This is a genomic window from Roseibium aggregatum (genome assembly GCF_014692675.1).
GTDB lineage: Bacteria > Pseudomonadota > Alphaproteobacteria > Rhizobiales > Stappiaceae > Roseibium > Roseibium aggregatum_C.
In genome coordinates this window covers 199,260-224,936 of the sequence record NZ_JABFCZ010000003.1, presented here as the reverse complement: position 1 = coordinate 224,936, position 25,677 = coordinate 199,260, and the positions used below count along the sequence as shown (strand labels likewise).

Here is a 25,677-nt window from a genome sequence, read left to right as displayed (position 1 = left end):
AAAATTACAACCTGTAGGTATTGATTTTTATGGCACTCTCCCTGAAATTGGAGAGTGCCATGCCTGAAGACAGAAAGAAAACCGTCCCTTTCGGGATCCTCGGCCTCGGTCGTGACCCGACGATCCAGACGACGATCGTTACGATTGTCGGCGTGATCAACTATGTCATTTTGCTCTATGGCATATCGGCACTCGGCGGCCGTGACGAGAACGGTGCATTCCACTTCTCGGCAGATGTTCCTGTCAGATATTATCTGCTTACGGCAGGAAGCGTGTTCGTCTGCATTGTTGGCGGAGCGCTTATCCAATATCCGGAATCGAACGCCCGCTGGGGCGCACGGCTCCTGGCTGGCGCGCTGCCGGCAGTCTTATTGGTCCTCATCCCCTTCCTGTGGGGACGCTGATTTCAGAAAGCCCGGCACTTGGGCGGGATGCCTTACCACTGTCCCGCCCTTTGTCCCAGCGCGATTGGCAATGACTGCGACCACACCCTGAAAGTTTTAACACGGGTATTTTAGGTCTTCCTTCATATCTTTTCGCTAAAATATCGGGCAATTACTATCGCGCGGGGGCGGGATGATCTGCGGCATATTCAAGTGGCGCATGAAACTGCTTTTCATTTGCCTGACCCTTCCGGCAATTCTATTTGTCCACGGGGTAGCGAGAGCAGATAGCGCTCCCTTCACCAATCATCTCTTGACGATAGGCATCTGTCCGCCCTGGAAACCTCAGCCAGCCAGCGTCTGTCGAAATGGCGCGGAGGCAATCGCGACAGCCCTGGGCAAACGGCTCGCAATCGCGCCGGAAAATCATCTGCAGATAATCAATGAAGACGGCACCACCGCAGGCCTGAAGTCGGAAATGGCGGCGCTTGCCGCGCAATTGGGCCCCACGGACCGGCTGATCATCTATGCCAATGTTCACTCCGGTGCGATCGATCCGTCAAAACCCGCCGGTCCCGGCAATGATGCGATTATTCTGTGGTCGGAAAAGAAACCCGAAGTCCGGGCGTTTGCGGTTGCCGGAGGTGTCTGGATCACCGCTGCGGAATTCGCCGGCATGGTCCACAAGGTGCCGGCCGGCGAGGTTGTCGTAATGTTCGATGCCTGTGAATCCGGCGCAATCACGCCGCTTTTCCTGCGGAACCATCCCGATGACGATCCGTCCCGGCCTGAAGCTGTGGTGACATCTGCGAAATTCGATCAAGTCGCCAATTTCGCCGCAGACGGTTCCATGGGCCTGTTCACCGAACAATTCGGCTTAAGTCTTCAATCCACGGAAGGCCACTTGGAGGATGCGGTTATGCGTGCAGTGGCAGCAACCGAAAAGGCTGCCATTCCGATCTGCCGGAAGAAGGCACTGGAACTGGAGAAGTTGGGCTTTCGCGCGAACAGCTGTGACCAGCAGCCCACCGTCCATGACCCGGACGGGATTCTTGCTCACATGAACCTTGAATAGGGCCCGGCCGGTTCCGGCGATAATGCCAGGCACCTGGTTCCTGCCGAAGAAAACGGAAGTCATTCAAATGAAACAACGAATTCTATTCGCCACGATCGCGCTTTTCTGTTCCGCAGTCAGCAATGAAGCTCTCGCTGCTACGATATCCGCGCCAACGACCGGCTGGCTCGGCCTTGGAACAGACGACATCAACGTCGGCGTCCTGTGCAAGATCAAGGACGTCACCGTGCTTGCTGCATCGGCTGACGACTGCACCAGGATCGGCGGCAAAGCGACACACACCGTGACGACAACCAAAACGCCCTCGAAGTAACGACCGCCAAAAATCGGAAGGAGAAACGCGCCATGCAGAAAATCGCCCTGGCATTCGCAACGCTGATATTTGCCACGACTGTGGCTGCCGCATATTCGCTTCTCAATGACACCTGGTTTGGAACCGAAGAAGTCGCCGCCGGCGTATTGTGCAAGGTCAAGGATGTCACCGTACTTGCCGCCACCGCGGACGATTGCGGCAAGATCGGTGGCGAGGCCATCCACACTGTCACAATAACAAAAACGCCGGTGAATTAACGACCATCCGCTAATCGGAAAGGAAGGAAATCCATGCAGAAAGTCGCCCTGGCACTCGCATTTCTAGCGTTCCCGGTCGCAGCCCAGGCATCTTCGGACAAAGCTATTGCGGCAATATTGAGCGCCGATGACGTCGCCGCCGGCGTATTGTGCAAGGTCAAGGATGTCACGGTTCTGGCCGCCACCGCGGACGATTGCGGCAAGATCGGTGGCGAAGCGACCCATAAGGTCACTACCGTGAAAACGCCGATCAAATAACCGCGCGAATTGCAGAAATCCGGATAGACCGACCCCTAGCCGACCTTGGTTGCCGTCGCCAGGAATGCGTTCATCTCGTCGCGGAGCTTCTGCAGGTGAGCTTCCTGGTCATGCAGGCTGCCGGCGGCTTCGACGACGCGTGCACTGATTTCCCTGGTTCCCGCAGATGCTGTCTGAATGCCGACGACGCTTTGCGTTACGTCGGTCGCGCCGTTCGCGGCCTCCTCGACATTCTGGGCGATTTCTCCGGTCGCGGTCGTCTGTTGTTCGACGGCAGACGCGATTGCCGTTGAAATCTCGCTGACCCGCTCGATCGCCTCGCTGATCTCGGCATTGGCGCCGACCGCCTTCGAGGTCACCTCCTGCAGGCCGGAAATCTGCATGTTGATTTCTTCCGTGGCCCCTGCCGTCTGGCTGGCGAGCGCCTTCACCTCCTGGGCAACAATGGCAAAGCCTTTGCCCATTTCGCCGGCACGTGCGGCCTCGATGGTCGCGTTAAGGGCCAGAAGGTTGGTCTGCGCGGCGATATCGTTGATGAGCTGCACAACCTCGCCGATCTTCATCGACATGCTCGACAGGCTGTCGATTTCCTTGCTCATGGCCTGAGATTTGGTGACGGCTCCGGCCGCGATCTCGGCAGCGGACATGACCTGGCGGTTGATCTCGGCGATCGAGCCGGTCAGCTCCTCGGTCGAGGCGGCAACGCTCTGCATGTTGGCGGACGCTTCCTCCGCACCGGCGGCGACCACGAGGGACTGTTCGCTCACCTGGCTGGAGGAGTCCGCCACATTCTTGGAGACAATGTTGAGGTCGCTGACGGAATGGCTCACCGCATCGACAACGTCCTTCAGCTGGTGTTCGAAATCGGCAGCGACCTTGCAGAAACCGTCGTGCTTTTCCTTGATCTTGAAGGTTGCCGTGTTGATGCTGCGCGCGGCCGCCTGGAAGCTGCCGACCATGCCCTTTTCGGCGATCAGCCTGAAATGCTGGTTGCGGCTGACATAGTCGAGGCAGGCCTTGGATTCGCGAAGATAGGCATCGGTCCGGTCGATCAGCAGGTTGATCGCATGCATCAGCTCCGCGGCCTCACCCGTCTCCGTGATATTGGTGATCCGCGCTTCGAAATCGCCATTCGCCACCGCCTTGCACACGGCCGTGGCTTTTCTCAGTGACGATTTTTTCAAGCCTGAAAACATGTCGATCTTCCTGAAGGTCTACCGGAATAGTGGTGCGAACCAGCGGTCAGCGATAGCCACGCCGACGCTCCTGGCCGACGGTCGCGATGAATTCGTCATAGGCGACACCCTGCCTGGCGAGCACATCGAAGATCATCTGCTCGGCCGCCATCATGCCGTCCTTGCGGCTCTGGTGGCGGGCCTCCTCCTCCCGAAGGGCCTGGTAGAGCGGAACGATGTGGTCATCGACGATCTTGTGGTCCGGGACACGGCGGTTGGAGTGGTAACCGATGATACGACCGGCATTGTCGAAGCTCGGCGTCACATGTGCATAGACCCAGTAATGATCGCCGTTCTTTGCGCGATTGATCACATAGGCGAAGATTTCCTGCCCGGCCTCGATGGTCGCCCACAGCAGCTTGAAGACGCACCGCGGCATTGCCGGATGACGGATGATGCTATGGGGCTGACCAAGCACCTCCTGTTCCGTGTAGTCGGCGATTTGGAGGAAAACCTGGTTGGCGTAGGTAATGCGCCCCTTCAAATCCGTCTTACTGACAATAATGTCGTCGTCAGGAAAGGTTCTCTCGACCCCTGTGAGGAACACCGGTTTTGGCATATCCAAATTCTCGCTAGCAGATGAGAACGTTCGACACTCCCATGATCGAACACGAATGAATTCAATGGATGCATAATGCTATATAATATATTAAACGTGTATTAAATTGAGATGCTTAAGCATTTTTACATATCAAAACTAAAATCGATAATATTTATGTCATTATACATATCGATATATTTTGCATTACAGAAATATATCATTGGCATAATTACAGATATTCCATCGACACCTAGTGCCTGTGGTCTATGCAAGCCGTGGCCATGTACACCGTTGACTGTCCGCCCCATAATCGCCATGTGGATTGGTACAGGCAAGCGGCGATGGTCGCCACCCGGAGCCAACTTTCCGGAATTGTCTTTTTAATTCAATATTTTAGGTTAGGTTGCGTTCGCGCAGATGCCACAACCTTTATATGGCCGGATTTCTCGCATCTACTAATATCGCTTCCATCACGGCACCACAGCGACCGTTTGCCTTGCGACGAAGGAGGAGAAACACGATGCAGAATGCTGCGAAAACCCTGGTCGTGACCACAGCCGTACTCTTCGGATTGACGGCCTACACCGCCTCATACGGCGCGACCCTCGCGCAGGAACCGAACCCTGCGCAAACGAAGCGCGGAGCAGACGCCGACGCCGGCATGAGTACGAAGGCTGTTGTCGCCGTGCCTGGCGAACTGATCGGAAAGTCCGTCGTGACGCTGGAGGGAACGACCGTCGGCGAAGTGTCATTGGTCCGGACGGATCCGAACGGAGAATTGTCGTCCATCGATGCCGAAATCGGCGGTTTCCTCGGGATCGGCGAGACGACGATCACGGTTCTCGCGCGTGACTTCGCCGTATCGGACGGCGTGGTCGTGCTTGCCAAGACCGAGGACGAGGTCAACCGGATGGCAAGATAAGCCTCTCCGGTTGAGGCGATCCCCTTCAACGCCGGAGACGGGGCGGGAAGATCATCCGTCCCGACCAGGCAAGGCAAGTTTTTCGAACTCGTCGACGAAACGCGCAAAGAGTTCGGCAAACTGCGTGACCTCCTCTTCGGTCCAGCCCGACAGGATCTTTTCCAGCATTTCGAGTTTCACGCGCCGCTTTTCCTTCAGGATCGCCTGCCCCTTATCGGTCAGAACGATCACCGCGCGCCTGGCATCCGCCTGGGAAACGGCACGGCGCAGGATGCCCTGATCGACCAGATGGGCCACCACACGGCTCGCCCGTGAGGGATCCATGCACATTTTCTCCGCGATCAGGCCAATGGTGACTTCGCCCTCGCGGGCCCCGCGCCGGACGAGCTCGATCACATCAACATGGGCCAGATCCAGGTCCGGCGCAGCAGCACTCATGATGAGCTGTCCGATGGCACGGTTCTTGATCAGAACCCGCATGCGGGACATGGCCAGTGAAATCCGGGAAATGTCCGGCAGCGTATCGTCTGTCAGGTCACTCTCGCAGCGGTCGAAAGCCATGACGCTCCCTTCCTCCTCCCAAGGAAATTTCCGGCTCTGCACAATATATGCTCTGGTCATATTTATGCTTGTGTCATATATATGTGTCAAGCATGCGAAATATTCCCGTTCCGGGCTTCAGGACATTTCATGACCGCCGATACTCTATCCGATACCCCCTCAGAGCCACGGGGTGAGCCCCGCCACGCTCCGCTGATTACCGACAAACGCCTGCGGCTCTTCGTCTTCCTGACCCTGATGACCGCCGTTTTCATGGCGATGATCGACAACCAGATCGTCTCCACGGCCCTGCCGACCATCGTCGGCGAATTCGGACACCTGGAGCGGTTCAGCTGGGTCGGATCCGCCTACCTTTTGACCTCCAGCGCTGTGATGCCGCTTTACGGCAAGCTCGGCGACCTGTTCGGCCGCAAATACGTGATGATGGCGACGATCTTCATTTTCACGCTCGGGTCGGTCGTGTGCGGCCTGGCCGTTTCGATGAACACGCTGATCGCGGCCCGCGTTCTGCAGGCTCTTGGCGGCGGCGGCATCATGGTCACCATCTTTTCCATCAACGCCGATCTGTTCGAACCGCGCGAACGCGCGCGCTACCAGAGCTATTCCAGCCTGGTGCTGATGCTGTCCGGCGCCATCGGCCCGACCCTCGGCGGCCTGATGACCGACCTGTTCGGATGGCGCTCGATCTTTCTGGTCAACGTGCCGATCGGTATTCTCGTTCTTGTCGCCCTGGCCTTCCTGCTCCCTTACAAGCGCCCGGAACGCAAGCCGAAGGTGGATTTCCTGGGGGCATTTCTTCTGGCCGGGGCCATCGCCAGTGTCGTTCTGTGGGCCGACAGTTCGGAACTTTTCGGCAGCCTGATTGCCCCGCAAAGCCTCATGATCGTTGCCCTGGGCATTGCCTGTGTCTTCGGGTGGATTGCGGTTGAGAAACGTGTGGAGGAACCAGTCGTTCCGCTTGGCCTGTTCAGGAGCCCGACGATCCGCCTACTGCTCGTCATCACCATGGTCAGCGGCTGCCTCGGCATCGGCCTCGTCAATTATTTCGCCCTGTTCTTCCAGACCGGCCTGGGCATGACACCGTCGATGGCCGGCCTTCTTTTCATACCGATTACCGTGGGCATTGCCGCCGGTTCGCTCAATGCGGGCAAGATCATGTCGCGGACCGGCTACTACAAGATCTTTTCCATCCTCAGCACCGGCGTCACCACGCTCGCCACCGCCATGTTCTTCTTCGTCGACGCGCAGACGAGCCTTTATCTGCTCCTGCCGCTGTGCTTCATCCACGGCCTGGGCGTCGGCGTCGGGCAGCAGGTGCCGGTGCTCGGCGTTCAGAATGCGGCCCCCCACCGCGACGTCGGGGCAGCGACAGGGGCAACCACACTCACCCGGATCGGCGGCGCGTCCATCGGCATATCGATCTACGGCGCGATCGTTTCTTCCGGAATCAGCAATTTCAGCGGTTCGATCCCCGGCGTGGAGAACTTCGAGAAGCTGACGCCTGCGCAGATCGGCACCCTCCCCGTGGACGCCCAGCATCAGATCAGCCAGATCTATGCGGCTGCCTGTCACCCGCTGTTCCTGGCGGCGGCCTTCCTCGGCTTTATCGGCTTCGTTGCCGCCCTGAGCCTGAAGAACGTGCAGCTCGGAACCCAGTACCAGCGCGACTAAAATCCGCCGCTGAACGTTCAGAAAAAAAGCCGCCCAATCGAGGCGGCTTTTTTAAGCGTTCGGTCCAGGCAGTCGCCTTACTTGACTTCCCGGACGGCCCCCTTCGAGGCGCTGGTCGTCAGCGCAGCATAGGCGCGCAGGGCCGTGGTGATCTTGCGGGAGCGCTTTTCGACCGGCTTCCAGGCGTCCGCGCCCTTTGCTTCCATGGCCTTGCGGCGTTCAGCCAGGACGGCGTCGGTGAGATCCACCTTCATTACCCGGTTCGGGATGTCGATGACGATGGTGTCGCCTTCCTCCACCAGGCCGATGGCGCCGCCTTCGGCGGCTTCCGGCGAGATGTGACCGATGGAAAGCCCCGAAGAACCGCCGGAGAAGCGGCCGTCGGTGATCAGAGCGCAGGCCTTGCCGAGGCCTTTGGATTTCAGATAGCTGGTCGGATAGAGCATTTCCTGCATGCCCGGACCGCCGCGCGGACCTTCGTAACGTATCAGAACCACGTCGCCTTCCTTGACCTTGCCGGTCAGGATCGCGGAAACCGCGCTGTCCTGGCTTTCGAAGATGCGGGCCGGACCGGAGAACTTCAGGATCGACTCGTCGACGCCCGCAGTCTTCACGATGCAGCCGTCCTCGGCGATGTTTCCGAACAGGACCGCCAGGCCGCCGTCCTTGGAATAGGCATGATCCGCGTTGCGGATGACGCCCTTCTCCCGGTCGAGATCCAGATCGTCCCAGCGGCGGTTTTGCGAGAAGGCAACCTGCGTCGGCACACCGCCCGGGGCGGCGCGGTAGAAGTCGTGCACACTTTCGGAATTGGTCTGCTTGACGTCCCAGCGGGTCAGCGCCTCCTTCATGGAGTTGGAGTGGATCGTCGGAACGGTGCTGTCGATCAGGCCGGCCCGGTCGAGTTCGCCCAGAATGCCGAAGATCCCGCCGGCACGGTGGACGTCTTCCATGTGGATGTTGGCGACCGAGGGCGCGACCTTGCACAGTACCGGAACCTGGCGCGACAGGCGGTCGATATCGCTGATGGTGAAGCCGACCTCGCCTTCGAAGGACGCCGCCAGCAGGTGCAGCACCGTGTTGGTGGAGCCGCCCATGGAGATGTCCAGCGTCATGGCGTTCTCGAACGCCTTGAAGGTCGCAATGTTGCGCGGCAGGACGCTTTCGTCGTTCTGCTCGTAGTAGCGCTTGGCCAGATCGACGATCAGGTGGCCTGCCTCAACGAACAGCCGCTCGCGGTCGGCGTGGGTGGCCAGCGTGGAGCCGTTGCCCGGCAGCGCCAGACCGAGGGCTTCGGTCAGGCAGTTCATGGAGTTGGCGGTGAACATGCCCGAGCACGACCCGCAGGTCGGGCAGGCGTTCTGCTCCATGGTCAGCACGTCGGCATCCGACACGTTGTCGTCGGCGGCCGCGATCATGGCGTCGATCAGGTCGATAGACTTCGCCTCGCCGTTTTCCAGCACGACCTTGCCGGCTTCCATCGGTCCGCCGGAAACGAAGACGACCGGAATGTTGAGCCGCATGGCGGCGTTCAGCATGCCGGGCGTGATCTTGTCGCAGTTGGAAATGCACACGAGTGCATCGGCGCAGTGGCCGTTGACCATGTATTCGACAGCATCGGCGATTACTTCGCGCGAGGGCAGCGAATAGAGCATGCCGTCGTGGCCCATGGCGATGCCGTCATCGACTGCGATGGTGTTGAATTCCTTGGCGACGCCGCCGGCCTTTTCCACCTCGCGGGCGACCAGCTGGCCCAGGTCCTTCAGGTGCACGTGCCCCGGCACGAACTGGGTAAAGGAGTTGGCAATGGCGATGATCGGCTTGCCGAAGTCGCCGTCCTTCATGCCGGTGGCGCGCCACAATCCGCGCGCTCCGGCCATGTTGCGTCCATGGGTCGACGTTCTTGAACGATACGGGGGCATCTTTCCGTCCTTTTTGGTCTTTTCCGGGGCTTTGGCACCCGGTACTGCCGCTCTCCCTCGGGATTTCCCGGCACGGCTTAGGGTTCATTGTGCTCCGTTTTGTCAGCTTTTTCGGCGAAACGAAAGGGCGGATTGGAGAAAAACAGTACGCTGCGGTACGGCACCTGCCGCAAGGCCACTTCCGGAGGCCCGGAATTCAGTGCGGCCACATCGAAATTGCCTGCTTCTCTCGGTATTTCAAACAAGGGCGTAGGAGTTTGTTAAGGAGCGCTTCACCATACTCCCGGCTCATATTCTTCAAGGTTTTCAATCGATGCATCTGGATACACCGACGCTTCTCGCGGCGATTACCGTTGCCTATTACACCGGAGCGCTCGTGTTGGGGATCATGGCATTCGCCCTGAAATCCCTGCCGAAAACGGTCCGGCTGAGCTGGGCCGGTTGGTCCGTTGCGATGCTGCTGTCGGGAACCTGCGCCTCGCTGGTCAGCCTCCGCGGGACCGTCCCCGACTTCGTCAGCATCGGCGTCGCAAACGCATTGATGATTATCGGTTTCGGCATCCGGCCCAACGCTCTCAGCCTGCTGAATGCGGGACGGCTCAGCTATCTTTGGCTGCTGATCGCCGGGCTCTTCGGATGGCTTGCCCTTTATCAGGTCCCCTGGTTCCGCGACGACCTGATCCTGCGGGTCCTGTACATCAACGCCTTCAGCGTTCTGGCAATGTCGCTGTGCATTCGCGAATGCTGGCTTCAGCACAAGGTGCAATTCATCAGCTCCTGGTTTCTGATCGGCGTTTTCGCTGTCGATATCCTGCTGCGCCTCAACCTGATCTTGATGAATTTCAACACGCATTTTGCGAACTTCAAGGCTGCGTTCCAGACCCCGTCCCTGCAATTCAGCATGGTGGTGCTCCTCGTTGCCATCGTTTTCAAGATCGTGGGACTGGGCATCGCGGTTTTCGAGAAAATGAAGGGCCAGTACAAGGAACAGGCCCTGGTGGATGCGCTCACCGGCCTGCCCAACCGCCGGGCGTTCGAAAGTTCGGCGCAGGGCAAGCTCGACGCTCTCAGGGCCGGTGCCGGGACTTATGCCCTCATGACGCTGGAGATCGACGGTTTGCAGAGCATCAACGACCGGTTCGGCCATTCCATGGGCGAGGCCCTGATGCGATTGCTGGGGCGTATTTGCCAGGAGACGCCCCCAGGCCGCGCCGAGGTCGGCCTCATCCGGGAAAATCAGTTCGGTCTGTTCGTGCCTGAAACGGACCAGACGGAAGCGGGCGCAATTGCCAAAAGAATCAGCCGGACACTGACAGTGCAAAGCACACGTGCGGCTGGCAAACGTCTGACCGTAACCGTCAGTTGCGGTATTTTCTGCGGAGATATGAGCACGCCGTTCGACCGCGCCCTTGAAGTCGCCGATCATTGCTTGAGCAAGGCAAGAGCCAAAGGCGGCAACCGGATTGTCGTGAATGGCACGCTGGAGCCCGGTCCGCTTCACCCGGAAACCGTTCTCTCGCCCTTCGCGACCCGTCAGCAGGCGACCGGGTAGCCATTCACGCTGGAAAACAGACTGAAACGGCCGGGCGGAGGAGGCTTTCCGCGCCGGCCGTCTGTCGGGCCGCGCCTGCGGTTGGCCTCAAAAAGAGGCCGCGGCGGAAGCAGGCGCAGCCGGATTAATGGTTGCCGCTTCAGGCGGCCTTGGTCTCTTCAAGCGTCGGATAGTCGGTGTAGCCCTCCCGGCCGCCGCCGTAGAATGTCGACTGGTCCCATTCGTTCATCGGCGCGTCGGCTTCAAGACGTTCCACCAGATCCGGATTGGAGATGAAGAGCTTGCCGAAGGCGACCAGATCCACCTTGCCGGTTTCCACCGCTTCGATGGCCATTTCCCGCGTATAGCCGTTGTTGCCCATCCGGACACCGTTGAACCGGTCGTAAAGCGCTTCCAGGCTCGCGCCTTCCGGCAGATCGCGCGGACCGCCGGTCTGGCCTTCGACCAGATGCAGGTAAGCAAGGCCATAGCCGTTCACGATATCAATGGCATGGCCGAAAAGCGCCATCGGGTCGCTGTCGGAGATGTCGTTGGCCGAGGAGAACGGGCTGAAACGGATACCGGTCCTGTCTGCGCCGATTTCGGAGACGACCGCCTCCAGGACCTCGTTCAAAAACCGGGTCCGGTTCTTAATCGAACCGCCATAGGCATCGGTGCGCCTGTTGGAGCTGTCCCGCAGGAACTGGTCGATCAGGTAGCCGTTCGCCGCATGGATCTCGACGCCGTCGAACCCGGCCCTGATCGCATTGGCCGCGGCCTTGCGATAGTCTTCGACAATGCCCGGGATTTCATCGATCTCAAGCGCCCGCGGGGTCGGCGTCTCGACAAAACCGGTGCCGTCGAAGGTGCGGGAATTCGCAGCGATCGCGGACGGGGCGACCGGCGCCTCCCCGTTTTGCTGCAGCACCGGGTGGGAAATCCGGCCGACATGCCAGATCTGGATGACGATCCTGCCGCCCCTGGCGTGCACCGCGTCGGTCACCTTTTTCCAGCCTTCGACCTGGGCGTCGGAATAAATGCCCGGTGTCCAGGCATAGCCTTTCCCCTGGGGCGAAATCTGCGATCCTTCGGTCACGATCAGACCGGCGCCGGCGCGCTGGGAATAATAATCGACGTGGATGTCATAGGGCGTGTCGTCTTCGGCCCTTGCCCGGTTGCGGGTCAGGGGCGCCATGACGATCCGGTTCTTCAACGGGATGGCGCCGGCTTTCAACGGTGTAAACAGCTTCACTTCGCTCATTTTGCTCTCCTCGGAGGCTTGATAAATACGGACTATTCAGTCCAAAAATAGCCGCAACACTGCCTGGGATCAGAGCCGCGGCGGGTATTCCGCCCTTCAGGTTTAAGTGGCCAGGATCGTCCTGGCCGCCTCAAGGGCTGTGGAAATGCTTTCCGGCGGCACGCCGGACTTTCGAAGGGTCAGGGTTCCGATGGCAAGGGCGGCAAGCGCCCGCGCCTTGTCGCGCGCCGCATCCGGGTTATCGGGCGACAAGGCCCTGGAAAACAGGTCCTCGATCCGCTTCAGATGATGGCGACCGAGTTCGGCGACCTCCTCGTGCTGCGGCGCCAGTTCGGTAATACAGTTGACCAGCATGCAGCCGCGCGGCCCGCCCGCCGGATCGGACAGGGCGTCCAGCATGGCCTTGACCGCCTGGTCACGGGGGCCTTCGGCCAGGTGTTCCAGTGCCTGCAGCGCGGCATCGGAATAACTCTTGAGCACGGCGATCAGAACGCCATGCTTGGAGCCGAAGGCGGAATAGAAACTCGACCGGGACAGGCCCATGGCGGCCGTCAGGTCATCGACCGACGTCGCCTCGTAACCCTGCCGCCAGAACACCTGCAGCGCCTTGTCGAGCACCTCGGCCTCGTCATAGCAACGCGGTCGCCCGGGTCCGGCATGGGCTTTCGGACTGCCTTTTGCGGAGGCAATGGTATGGGTGTGTTCCCGGGTCATAATGTGGATATTGGACCATGCGGTTCGGAATTCAATAGAGCCGGGTTACATTTTGGACCGGACGTTCCTATTTTAGCCATTAACAGCAATCAACCGCAGTGATTTTTGCATGATCCCCTTTTCCGTTCTCGACCTTTCCCCGGTTCCCGAAGGCCATACGGTCCGCGAGGCGCTGGCCAACACCAAGGACCTCGCCCAACATGCGGAGAGCTGGGGTTACAAGCGCTACTGGCTGGCCGAACACCACAACATGCGCGGCATCGCCAGTGCGGCAACGTCCGTTCTGATCGGTCATGTGGCCGGCGCCACCTCGACGATGCGGGTCGGCTCCGGCGGGATCATGCTGCCGAACCATTCACCGCTGGTGATCGCCGAACAGTTCGGCACGCTGGCCGAACTCTATCCGGACCGGATCGACCTCGGGCTCGGCCGCGCGCCCGGGACCGACATGCTGACCGCACGGGCCCTGCGCCGGTCCATGGACCAGACCGACACCTTCCCGCAGGACGTCATGGAGCTGATGGCCTATCTCGACGATCCGGTGGAAGGCGCGAAAATCCGCGCGGTTCCGGGCATGGGCACCAAGGTGCCGGTCTGGATCCTGGGTTCCAGCCTCTACGGCGCAGAGATGGCGGCCTTTTACGGCCTTCCCTATGCCTTCGCCTCGCACTTTGCGCCTGCGGAACTTTCCAATGCCTCGAAGATCTACCGGCGCAAGTTCCAGCCGTCGAAATACCTCGACAAGCCTCATTTCATGATGGCGATCAACGTGTTCGCCGCGGCAACGGATGCAGAAGGCGCCTACTTGAGAACCTCCATGCAGCAGGCCTTCATCAATCTCAGGACCGGGCGCCCCGGTCCCCTGCCCGCTCCCGTCGCAGACCTTGAGGCCCTCGTCGGGCCGGTCGCCATCGAAATGGTCGAGGATGCCTTGCGCATTTCCGCCGTCGGGGCGCCGGAGACGGTCAAGGCGAAGCTGGCGGAGCTGACATCGATCTATCAGCCGGACGAGGTGATCATCACCGGCCAGATCCACGATCACATCTCTCGGCTTAATTCCTTCCGGATTGCCGCTCATGCGATGAAGGAGCTGAACGCGGAGACGGTTTGAAAAGGGACCGGGTTCGGCACGATTAGGGATCTCAGCCCAACCGGCCTATAGTTCCGGTCGGATATCCTCGATCTGCCGCCGGAGCGCATCATGCTGGAGTTCAAGCTCGTCGACGTTGCCGAAATTCCCTATTTCTATCAGGAGCGCAGTTGTGGCATGGCGCCGGAGGAAGTCAATGCGGCCATGAGCGGGGCGTTCCAGGAGGTCTGGGACTTCCTGCTGGAAAGCGGGGTCGCAACGACAGGCAAGGCGCTGACCGTCTACCAGTCCATCGATCCCGAGCGCATGACCTTTCGCTCCGGCTTTTCGGTTGAGTCTGAAGCGGAGGCAAGCGCGGAAGACCCCACGCGATATGCCACGACGCCGGCCGGACAGATTCTTCACTTCCGCCATACCGGGCCCTATTCCAAGCTGCGCGACAGCTACGGGCAAATGATGGCCCATGTCGAGAAAGAGGGCATCCGGATCGGCGCGCCGACCTGGGAGGTCTATCTGAACGACCCGACCAAGACGCCGGAAGACGAATTGCTGACCGACGTGTTCGTCTCGCTCGCCTGATAAACCTATTCCGTGAACAGGTCCTTCACCGGCGGCCATTCGGCGCCGTCATGGTGCGCGGCGATGCTGATAAACTCTTCAAGGAAGGCGTAACAGCCTTCTTCGTGCGCCAGATGGTGGGAAAGGATACCGAGCGGCTCACGTGGGTTGGTGCGGCGCCGGCAAAGCTGCAGATCGAGGCGGATGGCGGCGCTGTTCCAGCCGATGAAGCGGCGGTCCTTCTTCCATCGGATGATGTCGAGGTGGGTCTGCACCTGATGCGTCCGCGGGAAATTCATCCAGGTGAAGGTGGACAGGCCGGGCAGCCCGATTTTCGGCAGGCGCTGCGAGATCTCCGGCGCGATCCTGTTCCACGGCGGCACCATGGCGTGAACGAACCGGCCATCGAACAGGGCTTCCAGTTTTGCCTTGCCCTCCGCCAGTTCGCCCATCAGCTGGTCCGGGTCACGGCGGGTGCCGAGCTCTGCGGCCCCTTCGCCGAGATCCTTGCGCTGAAAATTCTTGTGCTGCCAGCCATGCTGCAGGACGATCGCGTGCGGTTCGTCGGCCAGCCGGTCGGCGAGAGCCTGCGTGGCGTCTTTCGGAATGACGGCCAGCGCCACGTCGACATCGTGTTCGTTCGCGATCGACAGCAGCCGGTCGAGGTCCTCCGTCGGCTCGATGGCATCGTCGTCGCGCCACCAGAACCGGACCTTCCGTCCCCGCTCCGCAAACCAGTCGAGGTGCGCGGTCAGGTCCGAGCGGAACCTTGCAAGGCCCTCATCCATCAGCCCCGCGCCTTCAGGTCTTCCATGAGGATATCCGCGCTTTTCTCCGCGCCGCCCAGAAGCACATGATGATGGGAGCGCGGCAGCGCCAGCGCGTCGTCGGCGGCCTGGGCGAGCTTTTCCGTGGTCAGGTTATGCTCTTCGGCAACCACCACCCGGCCGCGGGCGGCAAGGGCCTTGGCGCGCTGCGCCTGTTCGGTTTCCGTCGCCTGCGCGAAGGGCACGAGCACGGAGGGAACCCCGGCATCCAGAATGTCGAGAATGGTGTTGTAGCCGGCCTGGCTGACGGACAGGCGGGCCCGTTTCAGCATGCCGGTAAAGTCGGGCCGCGCGCGCTCCACGATGACGCCTTCGCCCGCCCTCTTGCGGTAGTCCTGGAAATCCTCTTCCGAAATATTATGACCGACCAGAATGCGCCAAGTGCAGTCCCCTGCCCGGCGCGACAGCGGACGGGCATCCACTGCGGCGCTCAGGAACGCTTCCGCCAGCGCCCCGCCGCCGCAGGAGACGATCACCTCGTCCTCGCCGTCGCCTTCCGGCGGCTCTGGCCGGTCCCCGGCGCGCATCACATAGCCGGTGTAGCGCACCAGTTTCTCCACCTTGTGCGCGAAGGGGAAGCTGTCGGCCAGGGTGATGAAATCCGGATCGGCATGGACGAGCACGCGGTCGTAATAGGCGAGCGCCTTGTCGGCCATCCACTCCTCTTTCCAGAGCTCGTTCTTGGGGACAAGGATATCGCGGACGGAACAAGCGATCAGGGGCGGCTTATCAAGCGCCTTTACCGTATCCAGAACGCTAGCCAGCTCGAACTCGAATTGGCGGCGGCCGAAAGGATAGGTTTCCGTCAGAAGCAGATCGTAGGGCTTCGCCGCCAGAGCCTTCAGCGTGGCGGCCGTACGCATTTCCTTCCATGCGGGATCGATGTCGTTGCCGTCGAGGGTGATGATCCGGCTGAAGGCGGCGTTCGCGCTTTTGGCCGGCGGCAGCTGGACGATTTCGAGGCCCGTGGTGTCGAGGGTCGGCGGCAGCAGGTTGCCCGTGGCCAGGGTCACTTCGACGCCTCGTGCCACCAGCGCCTTGCCGATGGCGGCCGCGCGTACCGCATGGCCGGTTCCCAGAAGGTGCTGGACATAGATGAAGGCGGTCTGGGTCATGGGGTCAACTGTCCTGCTTTGGCTTGGAACGGACGCATCTATAATGCTCTTGCGCGGCTTTGAGGAAGGCGTCAAGGCGTGCGGCGCCGGCTTCGAGCGAATGGGCTTCCGCGATATGCGCCGCCGCGGCCGCTCCGAACGCGCGGACTTTCATGGGATCGTTCAAAACGCTGCGCAGACGGTCAGCAAACGCCTTCGCGTCGCCTTCGGGCGCCAGAAGACCGGTGACACCGTCCTGAACGATTTCCGGCACGCCGAGCGCATCGCCCGAAATGACACCGGTCCCCGCCGCCTGTGCCTCCAGGGTGACGAAGCCGAAGGCCTCGCGGATGGCGGGCCAGACGAACAGGTCATGGGCGGCATATTGGGCCGGAAGCTGTTCCGGCGGCAGCGCGCCGATCCAGCGGATGCGGTCGGCGGGGAAAAGGTCCAGGACATGATCCCGCGTCGGACCGTCGCCAATGATCGTGAGCTGCCAGGGCAGATCCCGGACGAGGCCGAGTGCCTCGGCGAGCACCTCGTAGGAGCGGGTCTTGTCGCCCTCGCGCATCATGCCGACGGCAAGCAATTTCAGCGGCGCCTGCACGGGCGGACGTGGCGTTTTCGCAGCCTCTTCAAACGCATGGCTGTCGAGAAACGGCAGCAGCACGCCCGGACGGGGATCTTCCGGATCGGTAAAGAACGGCAGGAGCCGTTCCCGGTCCCAGTTATGGATCGCCGCGACCGCGTCCGAGCGGTGAAGCGCCTCGTCAGCGGCCTGAAAGCCGAGCGCCCAGGGGCCGGTCTTGCGCTTCAGGGCCCGGCTCGCCTCGACGATCACGTAAGGCAGCCCGAAGCGGTCGGCAAGCGCCGGGCCGATCCAGTCGGGCGCCTTGTGGTAGAGGTGATAGGTCAGGAACAGATCCGGCCGGTAGCCTTCCTTGGTCCAGCTTTCGGCAACGCGCTCCGCCTCTTCCAGGGCTGCTTTACGGAGGGCCGTCAGCACATCGTCGCCGCCGTCCTTGCGCCAGGAGCGGAAACGGCTGGCAATCCGCACCTCGTGGCCGGCGGTTTCCAGCGCCTTGACGATCAGCCGGCCCATGGTCCGGTCGCCGGAGGGCACCGGATCGTCGATCGGCTTCATCGGTGCTGTGAAGGCAATTCTCAAGGTGCCGGATTCCGTTTCCCGTTGGTTCAGGTCGCAAACTCATGAACGGGTTTGCGACCTAAAGGACTTTCCTGAATTTACCCGCCAGAAGATCGAGGCCCGGCTCGGTGGCGAAATGTTTTCGCACATGTTTTGACGAAACGATTCCGAGCCGGTTCCGTTCCGCCGGATCCCGGATCAGGTCTGCGATCGCCTTTGCCAGCATAACCGGTTCGCCGGGCGGCACCAGCCGTCCCGTTTCGCCGTCCGCGATAAGTTCAGGAATGGCGGAGACGTCCGTGGACAGGCAGCAAAGCCCCATCGACTGGGCTTCCATCAGCACATTCGGCAGACCATCGCGGTCACCGGTTTTCGCAAGCTTGGACGGCAGAACGAACAGGTCCGCCTCCTGGCAGGACTTGATGACCTCTTCCCGCGGCTGCGCGCCGCGCCAGGTGATCCGGTTTGACAGTTTCAGTTTCCCGGCGCGGGCTTTCAGCTTATCGGCGAGCTGTCCGCCGCCGATATGGGTGAAGTGCCAGTTCAGGTCCTGCGGCAGCTTCGACAGCGCCGTCAGAAGATCGTTGTAGCCCTTCTTTTCCACCGCCCGGCCGACGGAAAGAAGGCGCACCGGTTCGCCGGACCCGTCTCGCGTGGAATGGCCGCCCTCAGGCATCGGAAAGCCGGTGAAGTCCAGTCCGTGATAGACCAGTTCGATCTTGTCCGGATCCCGGCTCAGGCTCTTAAGGTAAGTCGCGTTGACCCCGGTGCAGGTTACGCCCCAGGCGGCATCGTCGAGTTTGGTCCTCAGATCCCATTCCGGGCTGGTCCAGATGTCCTTGGCGTGGGCGGAGAACGACCATCCCCTGCCCGACAGGTGCGCCGCATAGCGCGCGGCCGAACACGGCGTGTGCAGATAATGGGTATGGATCCAGGTGACGTCTTCGGGAAGTTCGTGGGCGAAGACGCAGCCCTGCGCCCAGCGCCGGTAGCGGCTCGGGTTCTTCTCGTGCTTCAGATCGGCTTCAAAAAGCGCTCTCGACGCCTCGTAGGTCGGCTGCTGCTCGGCCCAGCGCCGCGCCCGCCGGACCTGCGCCGGATCGTCGGAAATATATTCCGGCAGATAGAGCACCTCGGCCGAGATCTGCCGGTGCAACTCGTGGATATAGGGATCGTAGGGTTCGCGCAGCGCCACGATCAGGATCGGAACGCCGCGCTGTTCGAGACCGAGAATTTCCTGCGCGATAAAGGTTTCGGACAGGCGCGGATAGCCTTTGACCACGACGGCGATACGGGACATGCGGTTTCTCAGGCTCAGCGTACTCTAACGGGATGTTCGGATGTGAGGTGCGGGCGACGTTTACAAAACAGCCCGTTTGGTGTCGATGCGGGCCGTGCGGTTTTCCTGGAAGATTTCGCCAACCCTGGCGCCGATGATATCCAGCCCGCCGAGCAGATTGTCGATGCCGGCCGATGAAGGCTTCGGATTTTTCGGCAATCTGGCGAGGGCGTCGGCCATGAGGCCCGGATCCGGATACCGCTCGATGGGCAGCACCGTGAGGATGCCGCTTTGCTCCGCCCGGTCAGCGCGGATCGCCTGTTCCCGGCGCGGTATGATGCGCGGCACCATCAGCGTCGGCTTGTCGAAGGACAGGATCTCGCAGAATGTGTTGTAGCCGCCCATGCCCACGATCGCGGTGGCATTGGCAAGATAGGGTTCGATCTGCGGCGTGAAGCGGAGGATCGACACATCGCGCAGGTTTTCCGCCCGTTCGGCGAAATGGGCCACATGGGCTGCCGGCATGAACGGACCCAGAATGATCAGTGCGGGAAACAGGGGGCGCTTTCTGGCCTCGTAGGCGCGCATCACCCAGTCGACCATTTCCACGCCGTCGCCGCCGCCGCCGGGCGTAACCAGAATATAGGGCTCGTCGCCGAAGGGCGCCGGCTTCGGCAGGTTCTCCGCCCCTTCCGGCAGATCCCGGCGCAGGTATCCGGTATAGCGGACCTTGTCGAGAACGGTCTGCGGAACGTCCATCCCCTCCAGCGGGTTGCACACGCCCTCCGGGCCATAGACCCAGATTTCGTCGTAAAGGTCCTTCAGCGCCGGGAAGACGTTCTTGCGCTCCCATTCCTGTTTCAGGATTTCCGGATCGTCCATGACATCGCGCAGTCCCAGCACAAGGCGCGTATCGGTATTCTTGAGAGCCTCCAGGGTTCCGAGAACCTCGCCGCGGAGACCGAGCGGCTCCTTGTCGACGATGAAGATATCCGGCGCGAACACTTCCGCCGTGTGCTCGATGATCGATGACCGGATCGCCAGGGTATGATCGATATTCAGGTGCAGGGACAGCGGCGTATATTCGCCGTCGCGCAGTTTGATCACCCCGGGGATTCGCACGAAATCGACCCGGGAACGAAACTCGAAGCTGCCGATGATCGGAGAACCGGACAGAATCAGGACCGACAGGGTGTCGAACATCCCCACCAGGGAATGCGCGATGGCCCTGCAGCGACGCAGGTGTCCAAGCCCGAAAGAATCATGGCTGTAAATCAGGATCTTCGGTGAGTTGGAACGCATACTTCCCCGTTACGTGCGCCTGCTTGCTCGGGGTTTTATGTCCCACCGAAGGTCCGTTTGTCACGCAGAGTCTCGCAGAAATAATCAGCTTCTTTGCTGGTGTGTCATTTCCGTTTAAGACTTTGTCATTCACCGGTAGCACATCCCTGCTGCCTGGTTAATATACTATTCCGGCTGTGTGTGCACACAGTTGCGCTTTATCAATTTGGATGCCGACATGGAAAAGAGCCTGTTTCGCTTCATTTGGAAATTCAGTGCACGCCAGCAGATTTTCATTCTTCTCATTACGGTCATCTCTTATCCGATCACCTATATTCTCCTCGAATTGCCGAAGCTGATCGTCAACGACGCGGTTCAGGGCGACGGCTTTCCCCGGGTCATTCTCGGCCTGGAATTCGACCAGATTTCCTATCTGTTTCTGTTGTGCTCCGCTTTCCTGGCCCTCGTCGTCACATCGAACGGCCTGAAGCTCTACATCAACGTGTTCAAGGGCCGGCTCGGCGAGCGCATGCTCCGCAGGCTGCGTTTCGACCTTTTCCAGCGGGTTCTGCGCTTCCGGCTGCCGCATTTCCGGAAAGTGAGCTCCGGTGAAATCATTCCGATGATCACGGCCGAAGTCGAGGATGTTGGCGGTTTCATCGGCGAGGCGATCGCGCTGCCGGCCTATCAGGGCGGGATGCTGATCGTGCAGCTCGGCTTCATCTTCATGCAGGACCCGCTGCTCGGCCTTGCCGCCGTGAGTTCCTATCCGATCCAGGGCTATGTGATCCCGAAGCTGCAGCGCAAGGTGGTGCTTCTGGCGCGCAAGCGGGTGAAAAACGTCCGGCTGATCTCCGACAAGATCGGCGAGAGCATTTCCGGTGTGCCGGAAATTCATGCAAACGACACGTCGGCCTGGCATTCGGCGGATTTCTCCGACCGGCTCTACGAAAACTTCAAGATCCGCTACGAGATTTTCAATCGGAAATATTTCATCAAGTTTCTCAACAACTTCATGAACCAACTTACGCCGTTCTTCTTCTACCTGATCGGCGGCTATCTGGTGATTGAAGGCAACATGAGCATCGGCGCGCTGCTCGCGGTGATTGCCGCCTACAAGGACCTTGCCGGTCCTTGGAAAGAGCTGCTCGCCTATTACCAGATCGTGGCCGACGTCGACGTGAAATATCAGACCGTCGTCGAGAATTTCGATCCGCCCGACATCTACCCGGTCGAGCGCCTGACCTCCGACGAACACATCGAGTTGTCCGGCGACCTGACCCTCCAGAATGTCTCCTTTTCCGGTGGAGCCGCCGGGCAGGAGGTCATGGATATCACCATGACCGTGCCGGCCGGGCAGTCCTGCGCGGTCGTCGGTCAGGACGGGTCCGGCCGGTCGGAAGTTTTGCAGCTCGCTGCCGGCCTCGTCAGTCCGTCTTCGGGCCGTGTCGAAATCGGCGACCAGGATCTCGACCGGCTGACGGCGGCGACCCTCGGCCGGGAAATCGCCTATGTCGGCGGCGCGATCCATATCTGGACCGGAACCATCCGGGACAACCTCTATTACGGCCTGCGCCATCGCCCGATCACAACGCCGGAGCGCACGGGAGATGCCTTGCGGGAGTACGGCCGCCGGCTTCTCGAAGCCAAGGAAACCCAGAACCCGACCTATGACATCGAGGCTCTGTGGGACGATCTGTCGGCGACCGGTGCTGCGAGCGAGGAGGCATTGGATGCCGAAGCTCTCAAGCTGCTTGGCGCAGTCGGCCTGGATGCGGATGTCTACCGGCTGGGCCTCCAGTCCCGCTTCGATCCGGGTATGAACGAGGCCTTTGCCGAACGAATACTGGCCGTCCGCAGGGAACTCACCCAACGGATCGCCCAGGACCCCAAGCTCAAGGACCTGGTCGAACTGTGGGACATCAAGACATTCAATCCCAGCGCCAGCCTTGCGGAAAACCTGTTCTTCGCGGTGCCGACGGACCCGGAGATCACTCCGGACATGATGCCGGAGATTCCGGAGGTCAAGGAATTCCTGGCCAGCACCGGGCTTGACAAGAAGTTCCTGTCGATCGGCATCAAGATCGCCGAAACCATGGTCGAACTGTTTGCGAACGTCAGCGGCGACAGCGGATTGCTCGGCAACTACTCGTTCATTACCCAGGATGAGCTGCCGGACTTCGAACGCATGATCCGGGTCGTGCGGTCCGAACAGCAGAAACCGGGGCTTTCGGAAAATGACAAGGTTCGGCTTCTGTCGCTGGCCTTCAAGCTGGTTCCGGCCCGCCATCGTCTGGGCATCATGACCGACGAACTGCAGTCGGAGATCATTGCGTCCCGCACCCAGTTCCGCGATCAGGTGGTCGATAAGGACGACAAATTCCTTGCGATCGACCCGAACCTCTATCTGCCGCCGCTGACCATCGAAGACAACCTCCTGTTCGGCCGCCCCCGTGTCGATCGAAGGGATGCACGCCAGCGGATCGACCAGGTCCTGCGCTCGGTGGTTGAGGAAACAGGCTTGCGCGAACCGATCACCTATGCCGGGTTCAATTATCATGTTGGCATTTCCGGCTCGCGCCTGTCGGCCCAGCAACGCCGGCGCCTGGCGCTTGTCCGCGGACTTCTGAAGAATGCGAAGGTCACCATTCTTGACGACATCGCCACGGGCCTCAGCGATGAGGACAGGACATTGCGCCAGTCTATCCGGACAGTTCTCGACGGCCGGACCCTGTTGTTCGGCACTCCCAACGAAGAGGTTGCCGCCGAATTCGATCATGCGGTTATCCTCGATCAGGGGCGGATCGCATCGAAAGGCACTCAGGATGCTTGAGGATCGGCAACCAAGATGCTTTTCTGAAACCCGCATACCGGCAAAGGCCGGCAGATTTCTCGTCGTCGCCGACGGCAAAGGAGGTTAGTGTGTCTTTGGAAAGCGAAGTCGGGGCCCTTAGAAAGGTTCCCCTGTTCAGGGGTATCGACGATACAAAGCTGCGCCTTCTTGCCTTCATCAGCGACCGGATGGAGTACAAGACCGGAGAGCGCTTGTGCACCCAGGGAGAAGAAGGCGATTCGGCCTTTATCATCCTGAAAGGATCTGCGGACGTTCTGGTCAATACGCCCGACGGGGAAAAAGCCGTGGCAAAGGTCGAGGCCAACTCCATCGTCGGGGAAATCGCCATCCTGTGCGATGTGCCGAGAACCGCGACCCTCGTCGCGGCGAACGATATGGATGTGCTTACGGTTTCCAAGGACGATTTTCTGAAACTCCTGAAGGAATTTCCCGATATGGCCCTTGAAGTCATGCGCACCCTTGCCCTCAGACTCGAACAGACCACGCGCGATCTTGCCGCGGCCCGCTCGGGCGCGGCTGCTTGAAGGAGTATTGAGTGGCCGACCAGTTTTCGCTTCGTTGCTGGGGTGCGCGCGGCTCGACACCGACGCCTGGCGCCAGCACGCTCCGCTACGGCGGAGAAACGACCTGTTTCGAAATTCGCGCCGGCAATTCCCTCGTGCTGGTCGACTGCGGCTCGGGCGCGCGCAATTTCGGGGCGGATCTGTGCAAGTGCGAGCCGGTCGCCTTCGACCTCCTGTTCACCCACACCCACCTGGACCACATCTGCGGACTGCCGTTCTTCAAGCCCGCCTATGATCCCCGTTTCGAGGTGAATGCCTGGGCAGGCCACTTCCTCGACGAAACCAGCCTGGTGGACATCGTCGAACGGATCATGTCGCCCCCGATCTTTCCGGTTGCCGCCAAGACCCTGAAGGCGGTCAACTTCCGCACATTCCAGGCTGGCGATATCCTGCCGCGCAATGACGACCTGGTGATCAGAACCGTGCGCCTCAATCATCCGGGCGGGGCCTGCGGGTACCGGTTCGACTACGGCGGCAAATCGATCTGCATCATCACCGACCACGAACACGGCGATCCGGAGATCGACGCCAACGTCCGCAGGTTTGTGGAAGGCGCCGATTTCATGATCTACGACGCCATGTTCACCGACGACGAATATGAAGGCTATAAGGGCTGGGGCCACTCCACCTGGCAGAAGGCGGTTACGCTGGCGAGGGAAGCGAATGTTAAGGTGCCGGTGCTGTTTCACCACGACCCGCGCCGGTCTGACGACGAACTCGATGAAATCGGCATGGCGGCGGACGCTGCCTACCCGGGAACGCTGGTCGCGAGCGAGGGCATGCTGCTCAAGCCCTAGGGGCACAGTAGGAGGACACAACCGATCACGCCGGATCACAAAGCCTGAGGAAGGCTTGCTGTCGCCCGGGGAACCGTCCAATTCCGGACAAACTTACCGTATCATGCCCCCAAACGAAGAAAACGAGACGGCGATGGCGGGGATTCGCGAGACAATCAGGTCAGTTTTCCGCGGCGGACTGCCGGAAGCGGGTATACCCGAACGGGTCCGCAACGAGTTCCGGCAGCGCGAAGCGGAATCGGAGCGCCTGATCGGCTGGGTTCAGCTCGCCCTGGTCCTGTTCTTCTCCTCCCTTTACGCCATTGCCCCGCGTGCGGAAGGAACGGCCGGGTTCAATTTCGTTCCGATCGGACTTGGCATCTATTTCCTGTTCACACTCGTCCGTCTGGTCCTGTCTTACCGGATCATCCTGCCGAACTGGTATCTGGTCGTCTCCATCGGCGTCGACATGGCGCTCCTGGTCGGCCTGATCTTTTCCTTTCACATCCAGTACAATCAGCATCCGACCTTTTATCTGAAGGCGCCGACGCTGATGTACATGTTCATCTTCATCAGTCTTCGCGCCCTGCGGTTCGATCCGAGGTTCGTGCTGACCACCGGCTTCGTCGCGGTGTGCGGTTGGATCGGCCTGGTGCTCTATGCCGTTTTCTCGGACATGGGCAGCATGCGGATCACGCGAAATTATGTCGAATACCTGACCAGCAATTCCATCCTGATCGGTGCGGAACTGGACAAGACCGTGGTCATTATCACCGTGACCGCGATCCTGACTGCGGCCCTCTACCGGGGCCGGAAAATGATGATGATCTCCATCCGCGAACAGACGGCGGCGAGCGATCTCCGCCGCTTCTTCGCGCCTGAGGTCGCCGCCTCCATCACGGGAGCAGAGGCCCGGCTGCAGGCCGGCGAAGGCGTCGTTCGGGAGGCCGCCATCCTTTATGTGGATGTGCGGGGTTTCACCCGGACGGCCAACCACATGCCGCCGGAAAAGGTCATGGCGGTGCTGGCCGCCTATCAGGACACGGCAGTCGAGGTGATCGAGCGGGCGGGCGGACGGGTGGACAAGTTCCTCGGCGACGGGATCCTCGCAACCTTCGGCGCGATCCATTCTTCAAAGACTTACGCCGCCGATGCCTTGAGGGCTGCCATGGCGGTTATTGTGGCCATTCAGGACAGAAAAGACCTTTTTCAGGCCGCCGGCTGGCCGGGCGATTTCAGGATCGGTACTGCCGTTGCGGCGGGACCTGTCACCGTGGGTGTCGTGGGATCACACGACCGGCTGGAATTCACCGTCATCGGAGATGCGGTGAACCGGGCGGCAAAGCTGGAAGACGCCAACAAGCAGGAAGCCTCCCAGGCCCTTACAGATGCGGTGACCTGGGACCTTGCCGTTGCCCAGGGCTATGACGGATTGCCCGCGCAGGATCGCCTTGCGCGCCCGATCAGCGGTCTTGCCGCACCGCTGGACCTCAAGGTGCTTGCATAGGGCCATTCACAGCTCGGTTCCTCCCCTTCCCATGGCCTGAAGCCGCCGCCCTGCACG

25 protein-coding genes are annotated in these 25,677 nt (G+C 60.7%); 14 read left to right on the top strand and 11 right to left on the bottom strand.

Annotated features, from left to right (window positions below; translation table 11 throughout):
• The first annotated feature begins 59 nt into the window (after positions 1-59).
• The 5 genes from HK439_RS03495 to HK439_RS03475 all read left to right on the top strand — a co-directional run bounded on the left by HK439_RS03495 (position 60) and on the right by HK439_RS03475 (position 2,286).
• Positions 60-404, top strand: coding sequence for a hypothetical protein (locus tag HK439_RS03495; protein WP_190289975.1), 345 nt, complete (start codon positions 60-62; stop codon positions 402-404).
• Positions 405-861: 457 nt separating this feature from the next.
• Entirely contained in the window at positions 862-1,458 is a 597-nt protein-coding gene (locus HK439_RS03490) for a hypothetical protein (RefSeq protein ID WP_190289974.1), read from the top strand.
• Between the two features lie 67 nt (positions 1,459-1,525).
• A complete protein-coding gene (locus HK439_RS03485; RefSeq protein ID WP_190289973.1) occupies positions 1,526-1,771 on the top strand; it encodes a hypothetical protein in 246 nt (81 codons plus the stop codon).
• A gap of 32 nt (positions 1,772-1,803) precedes the next feature.
• Positions 1,804-2,028: a hypothetical protein gene (locus HK439_RS03480; RefSeq protein WP_190289972.1), complete on the top strand. Its 225-nt coding sequence runs from the start codon at positions 1,804-1,806 to the stop codon at positions 2,026-2,028.
• A 33-nt stretch (positions 2,029-2,061) separates the two neighbouring features.
• Positions 2,062-2,286, top strand: coding sequence for a hypothetical protein (locus HK439_RS03475; RefSeq protein ID WP_190289971.1), 225 nt, complete (start codon positions 2,062-2,064; stop codon positions 2,284-2,286).
• Between the two features lie 35 nt (positions 2,287-2,321).
• Here HK439_RS03475 and HK439_RS03470 read toward each other — a convergent pair whose 3' ends face one another.
• Together HK439_RS03470 and HK439_RS03465 are read right to left on the bottom strand one after the other, a co-directional pair.
• On the bottom strand, positions 2,322-3,482 hold the full coding sequence (locus HK439_RS03470) for a methyl-accepting chemotaxis protein (protein WP_190289970.1): 1,161 nt from the start codon (positions 3,480-3,482) through the stop codon (positions 2,322-2,324).
• 46 nt (positions 3,483-3,528) lie between these two features.
• Positions 3,529-4,080, bottom strand: a complete 552-nt coding sequence (locus tag HK439_RS03465; RefSeq protein ID WP_190289969.1) for a PAS domain-containing protein — start codon at positions 4,078-4,080, stop codon at positions 3,529-3,531.
• Positions 4,081-4,582: 502 nt separating this feature from the next.
• On the opposite strand from HK439_RS03465, the gene HK439_RS03460 reads away from it, so the two are divergent.
• Positions 4,583-4,984, top strand: coding sequence for a PRC-barrel domain-containing protein (locus tag HK439_RS03460; RefSeq protein ID WP_190289968.1), 402 nt, complete (start codon positions 4,583-4,585; stop codon positions 4,982-4,984).
• A gap of 51 nt (positions 4,985-5,035) precedes the next feature.
• Here HK439_RS03460 and HK439_RS03455 read toward each other — a convergent pair whose 3' ends face one another.
• Entirely contained in the window at positions 5,036-5,545 is a 510-nt protein-coding gene (locus HK439_RS03455; RefSeq protein ID WP_190289967.1) for a MarR family winged helix-turn-helix transcriptional regulator, read from the bottom strand.
• A 129-nt stretch (positions 5,546-5,674) separates the two neighbouring features.
• Here HK439_RS03455 and HK439_RS03450 point away from each other — a divergent pair, with 129 nt between their 5' ends.
• Positions 5,675-7,216: an MDR family MFS transporter gene (locus tag HK439_RS03450; protein WP_190289966.1), complete on the top strand. Its 1,542-nt coding sequence runs from the start codon at positions 5,675-5,677 to the stop codon at positions 7,214-7,216.
• Positions 7,217-7,293: 77 nt separating this feature from the next.
• Here the strand turns inward: HK439_RS03450 and ilvD are convergent, their stop codons facing one another.
• Complete coding sequence (ilvD, locus tag HK439_RS03445) at positions 7,294-9,138, bottom strand: dihydroxy-acid dehydratase (protein ID WP_190289965.1); 1,845 nt, start codon at positions 9,136-9,138, stop codon at positions 7,294-7,296.
• A 313-nt stretch (positions 9,139-9,451) separates the two neighbouring features.
• On the opposite strand from ilvD, the gene HK439_RS03440 reads away from it, so the two are divergent.
• A complete protein-coding gene (locus HK439_RS03440; protein WP_190289964.1) occupies positions 9,452-10,690 on the top strand; it encodes a GGDEF domain-containing protein in 1,239 nt (412 codons plus the stop codon).
• A 139-nt stretch (positions 10,691-10,829) separates the two neighbouring features.
• On the opposite strand, the gene HK439_RS03435 is transcribed toward HK439_RS03440, so the two are convergent.
• Complete coding sequence (locus tag HK439_RS03435) at positions 10,830-11,930, bottom strand: alkene reductase (RefSeq protein WP_190289963.1); 1,101 nt, start codon at positions 11,928-11,930, stop codon at positions 10,830-10,832.
• Positions 11,931-12,032: 102 nt separating this feature from the next.
• On the bottom strand, positions 12,033-12,644 hold the full coding sequence (locus tag HK439_RS03430; RefSeq protein WP_190289962.1) for a TetR/AcrR family transcriptional regulator: 612 nt from the start codon (positions 12,642-12,644) through the stop codon (positions 12,033-12,035).
• A gap of 109 nt (positions 12,645-12,753) precedes the next feature.
• Here HK439_RS03430 and HK439_RS03425 point away from each other — a divergent pair, with 109 nt between their 5' ends.
• Together HK439_RS03425 and HK439_RS03420 are read left to right on the top strand one after the other, a co-directional pair.
• Positions 12,754-13,755 carry an LLM class flavin-dependent oxidoreductase gene (locus tag HK439_RS03425; protein ID WP_190289961.1) on the top strand — a complete coding sequence of 334 codons (1,002 nt, stop codon included), beginning with the start codon at positions 12,754-12,756 and terminating at the stop codon, positions 13,753-13,755.
• 90 nt (positions 13,756-13,845) lie between these two features.
• Positions 13,846-14,313 (top strand): GyrI-like domain-containing protein, encoded by a 468-nt coding sequence (locus HK439_RS03420; protein ID WP_190289960.1) that lies wholly within the window; start codon positions 13,846-13,848, stop codon positions 14,311-14,313.
• 5 nt (positions 14,314-14,318) lie between these two features.
• On the opposite strand, the gene HK439_RS03415 is transcribed toward HK439_RS03420, so the two are convergent.
• The 5 genes from HK439_RS03415 to HK439_RS03395 are packed head-to-tail and all read right to left on the bottom strand — an operon-like array spanning position 14,319 to position 19,941.
• Entirely contained in the window at positions 14,319-15,080 is a 762-nt protein-coding gene (locus HK439_RS03415) for a polysaccharide deacetylase family protein (RefSeq protein WP_190289959.1), read from the bottom strand.
• Positions 15,080-16,234, bottom strand: a complete 1,155-nt coding sequence (locus tag HK439_RS03410) for a glycosyltransferase family protein (protein WP_190289958.1) — start codon at positions 16,232-16,234, stop codon at positions 15,080-15,082. Before HK439_RS03410 ends, HK439_RS03415 begins: the two co-directional genes overlap by 1 nt.
• Before the next feature lie 4 nt (positions 16,235-16,238).
• Positions 16,239-17,381, bottom strand: a complete 1,143-nt coding sequence (locus HK439_RS03405; RefSeq protein ID WP_190289957.1) for a glycosyltransferase family 4 protein — start codon at positions 17,379-17,381, stop codon at positions 16,239-16,241.
• A 58-nt stretch (positions 17,382-17,439) separates the two neighbouring features.
• Positions 17,440-18,660, bottom strand: a complete 1,221-nt coding sequence (locus HK439_RS03400) for a glycosyltransferase family 4 protein (RefSeq protein WP_190289956.1) — start codon at positions 18,658-18,660, stop codon at positions 17,440-17,442.
• A gap of 60 nt (positions 18,661-18,720) precedes the next feature.
• Positions 18,721-19,941 (bottom strand): glycosyltransferase family protein, encoded by a 1,221-nt coding sequence (locus HK439_RS03395; RefSeq protein WP_190289955.1) that lies wholly within the window; start codon positions 19,939-19,941, stop codon positions 18,721-18,723.
• 217 nt (positions 19,942-20,158) lie between these two features.
• Between HK439_RS03395 and HK439_RS03390 the strand changes: the two genes are divergently transcribed.
• From HK439_RS03390 to HK439_RS03375, 4 genes are all read left to right on the top strand, one after another.
• Positions 20,159-22,753: an ABC transporter transmembrane domain-containing protein gene (locus HK439_RS03390; protein ID WP_190289954.1), complete on the top strand. Its 2,595-nt coding sequence runs from the start codon at positions 20,159-20,161 to the stop codon at positions 22,751-22,753.
• An 89-nt stretch (positions 22,754-22,842) separates the two neighbouring features.
• Complete coding sequence (locus HK439_RS03385; protein ID WP_190289953.1) at positions 22,843-23,298, top strand: cyclic nucleotide-binding domain-containing protein; 456 nt, start codon at positions 22,843-22,845, stop codon at positions 23,296-23,298.
• 11 nt (positions 23,299-23,309) lie between these two features.
• Entirely contained in the window at positions 23,310-24,134 is an 825-nt protein-coding gene (locus HK439_RS03380) for an MBL fold metallo-hydrolase (protein ID WP_190289952.1), read from the top strand.
• Positions 24,135-24,237: 103 nt separating this feature from the next.
• On the top strand, positions 24,238-25,620 hold the full coding sequence (locus tag HK439_RS03375; RefSeq protein WP_209011534.1) for an adenylate/guanylate cyclase domain-containing protein: 1,383 nt from the start codon (positions 24,238-24,240) through the stop codon (positions 25,618-25,620).
• The last annotated feature ends 57 nt before the right edge of the window (positions 25,621-25,677 follow it).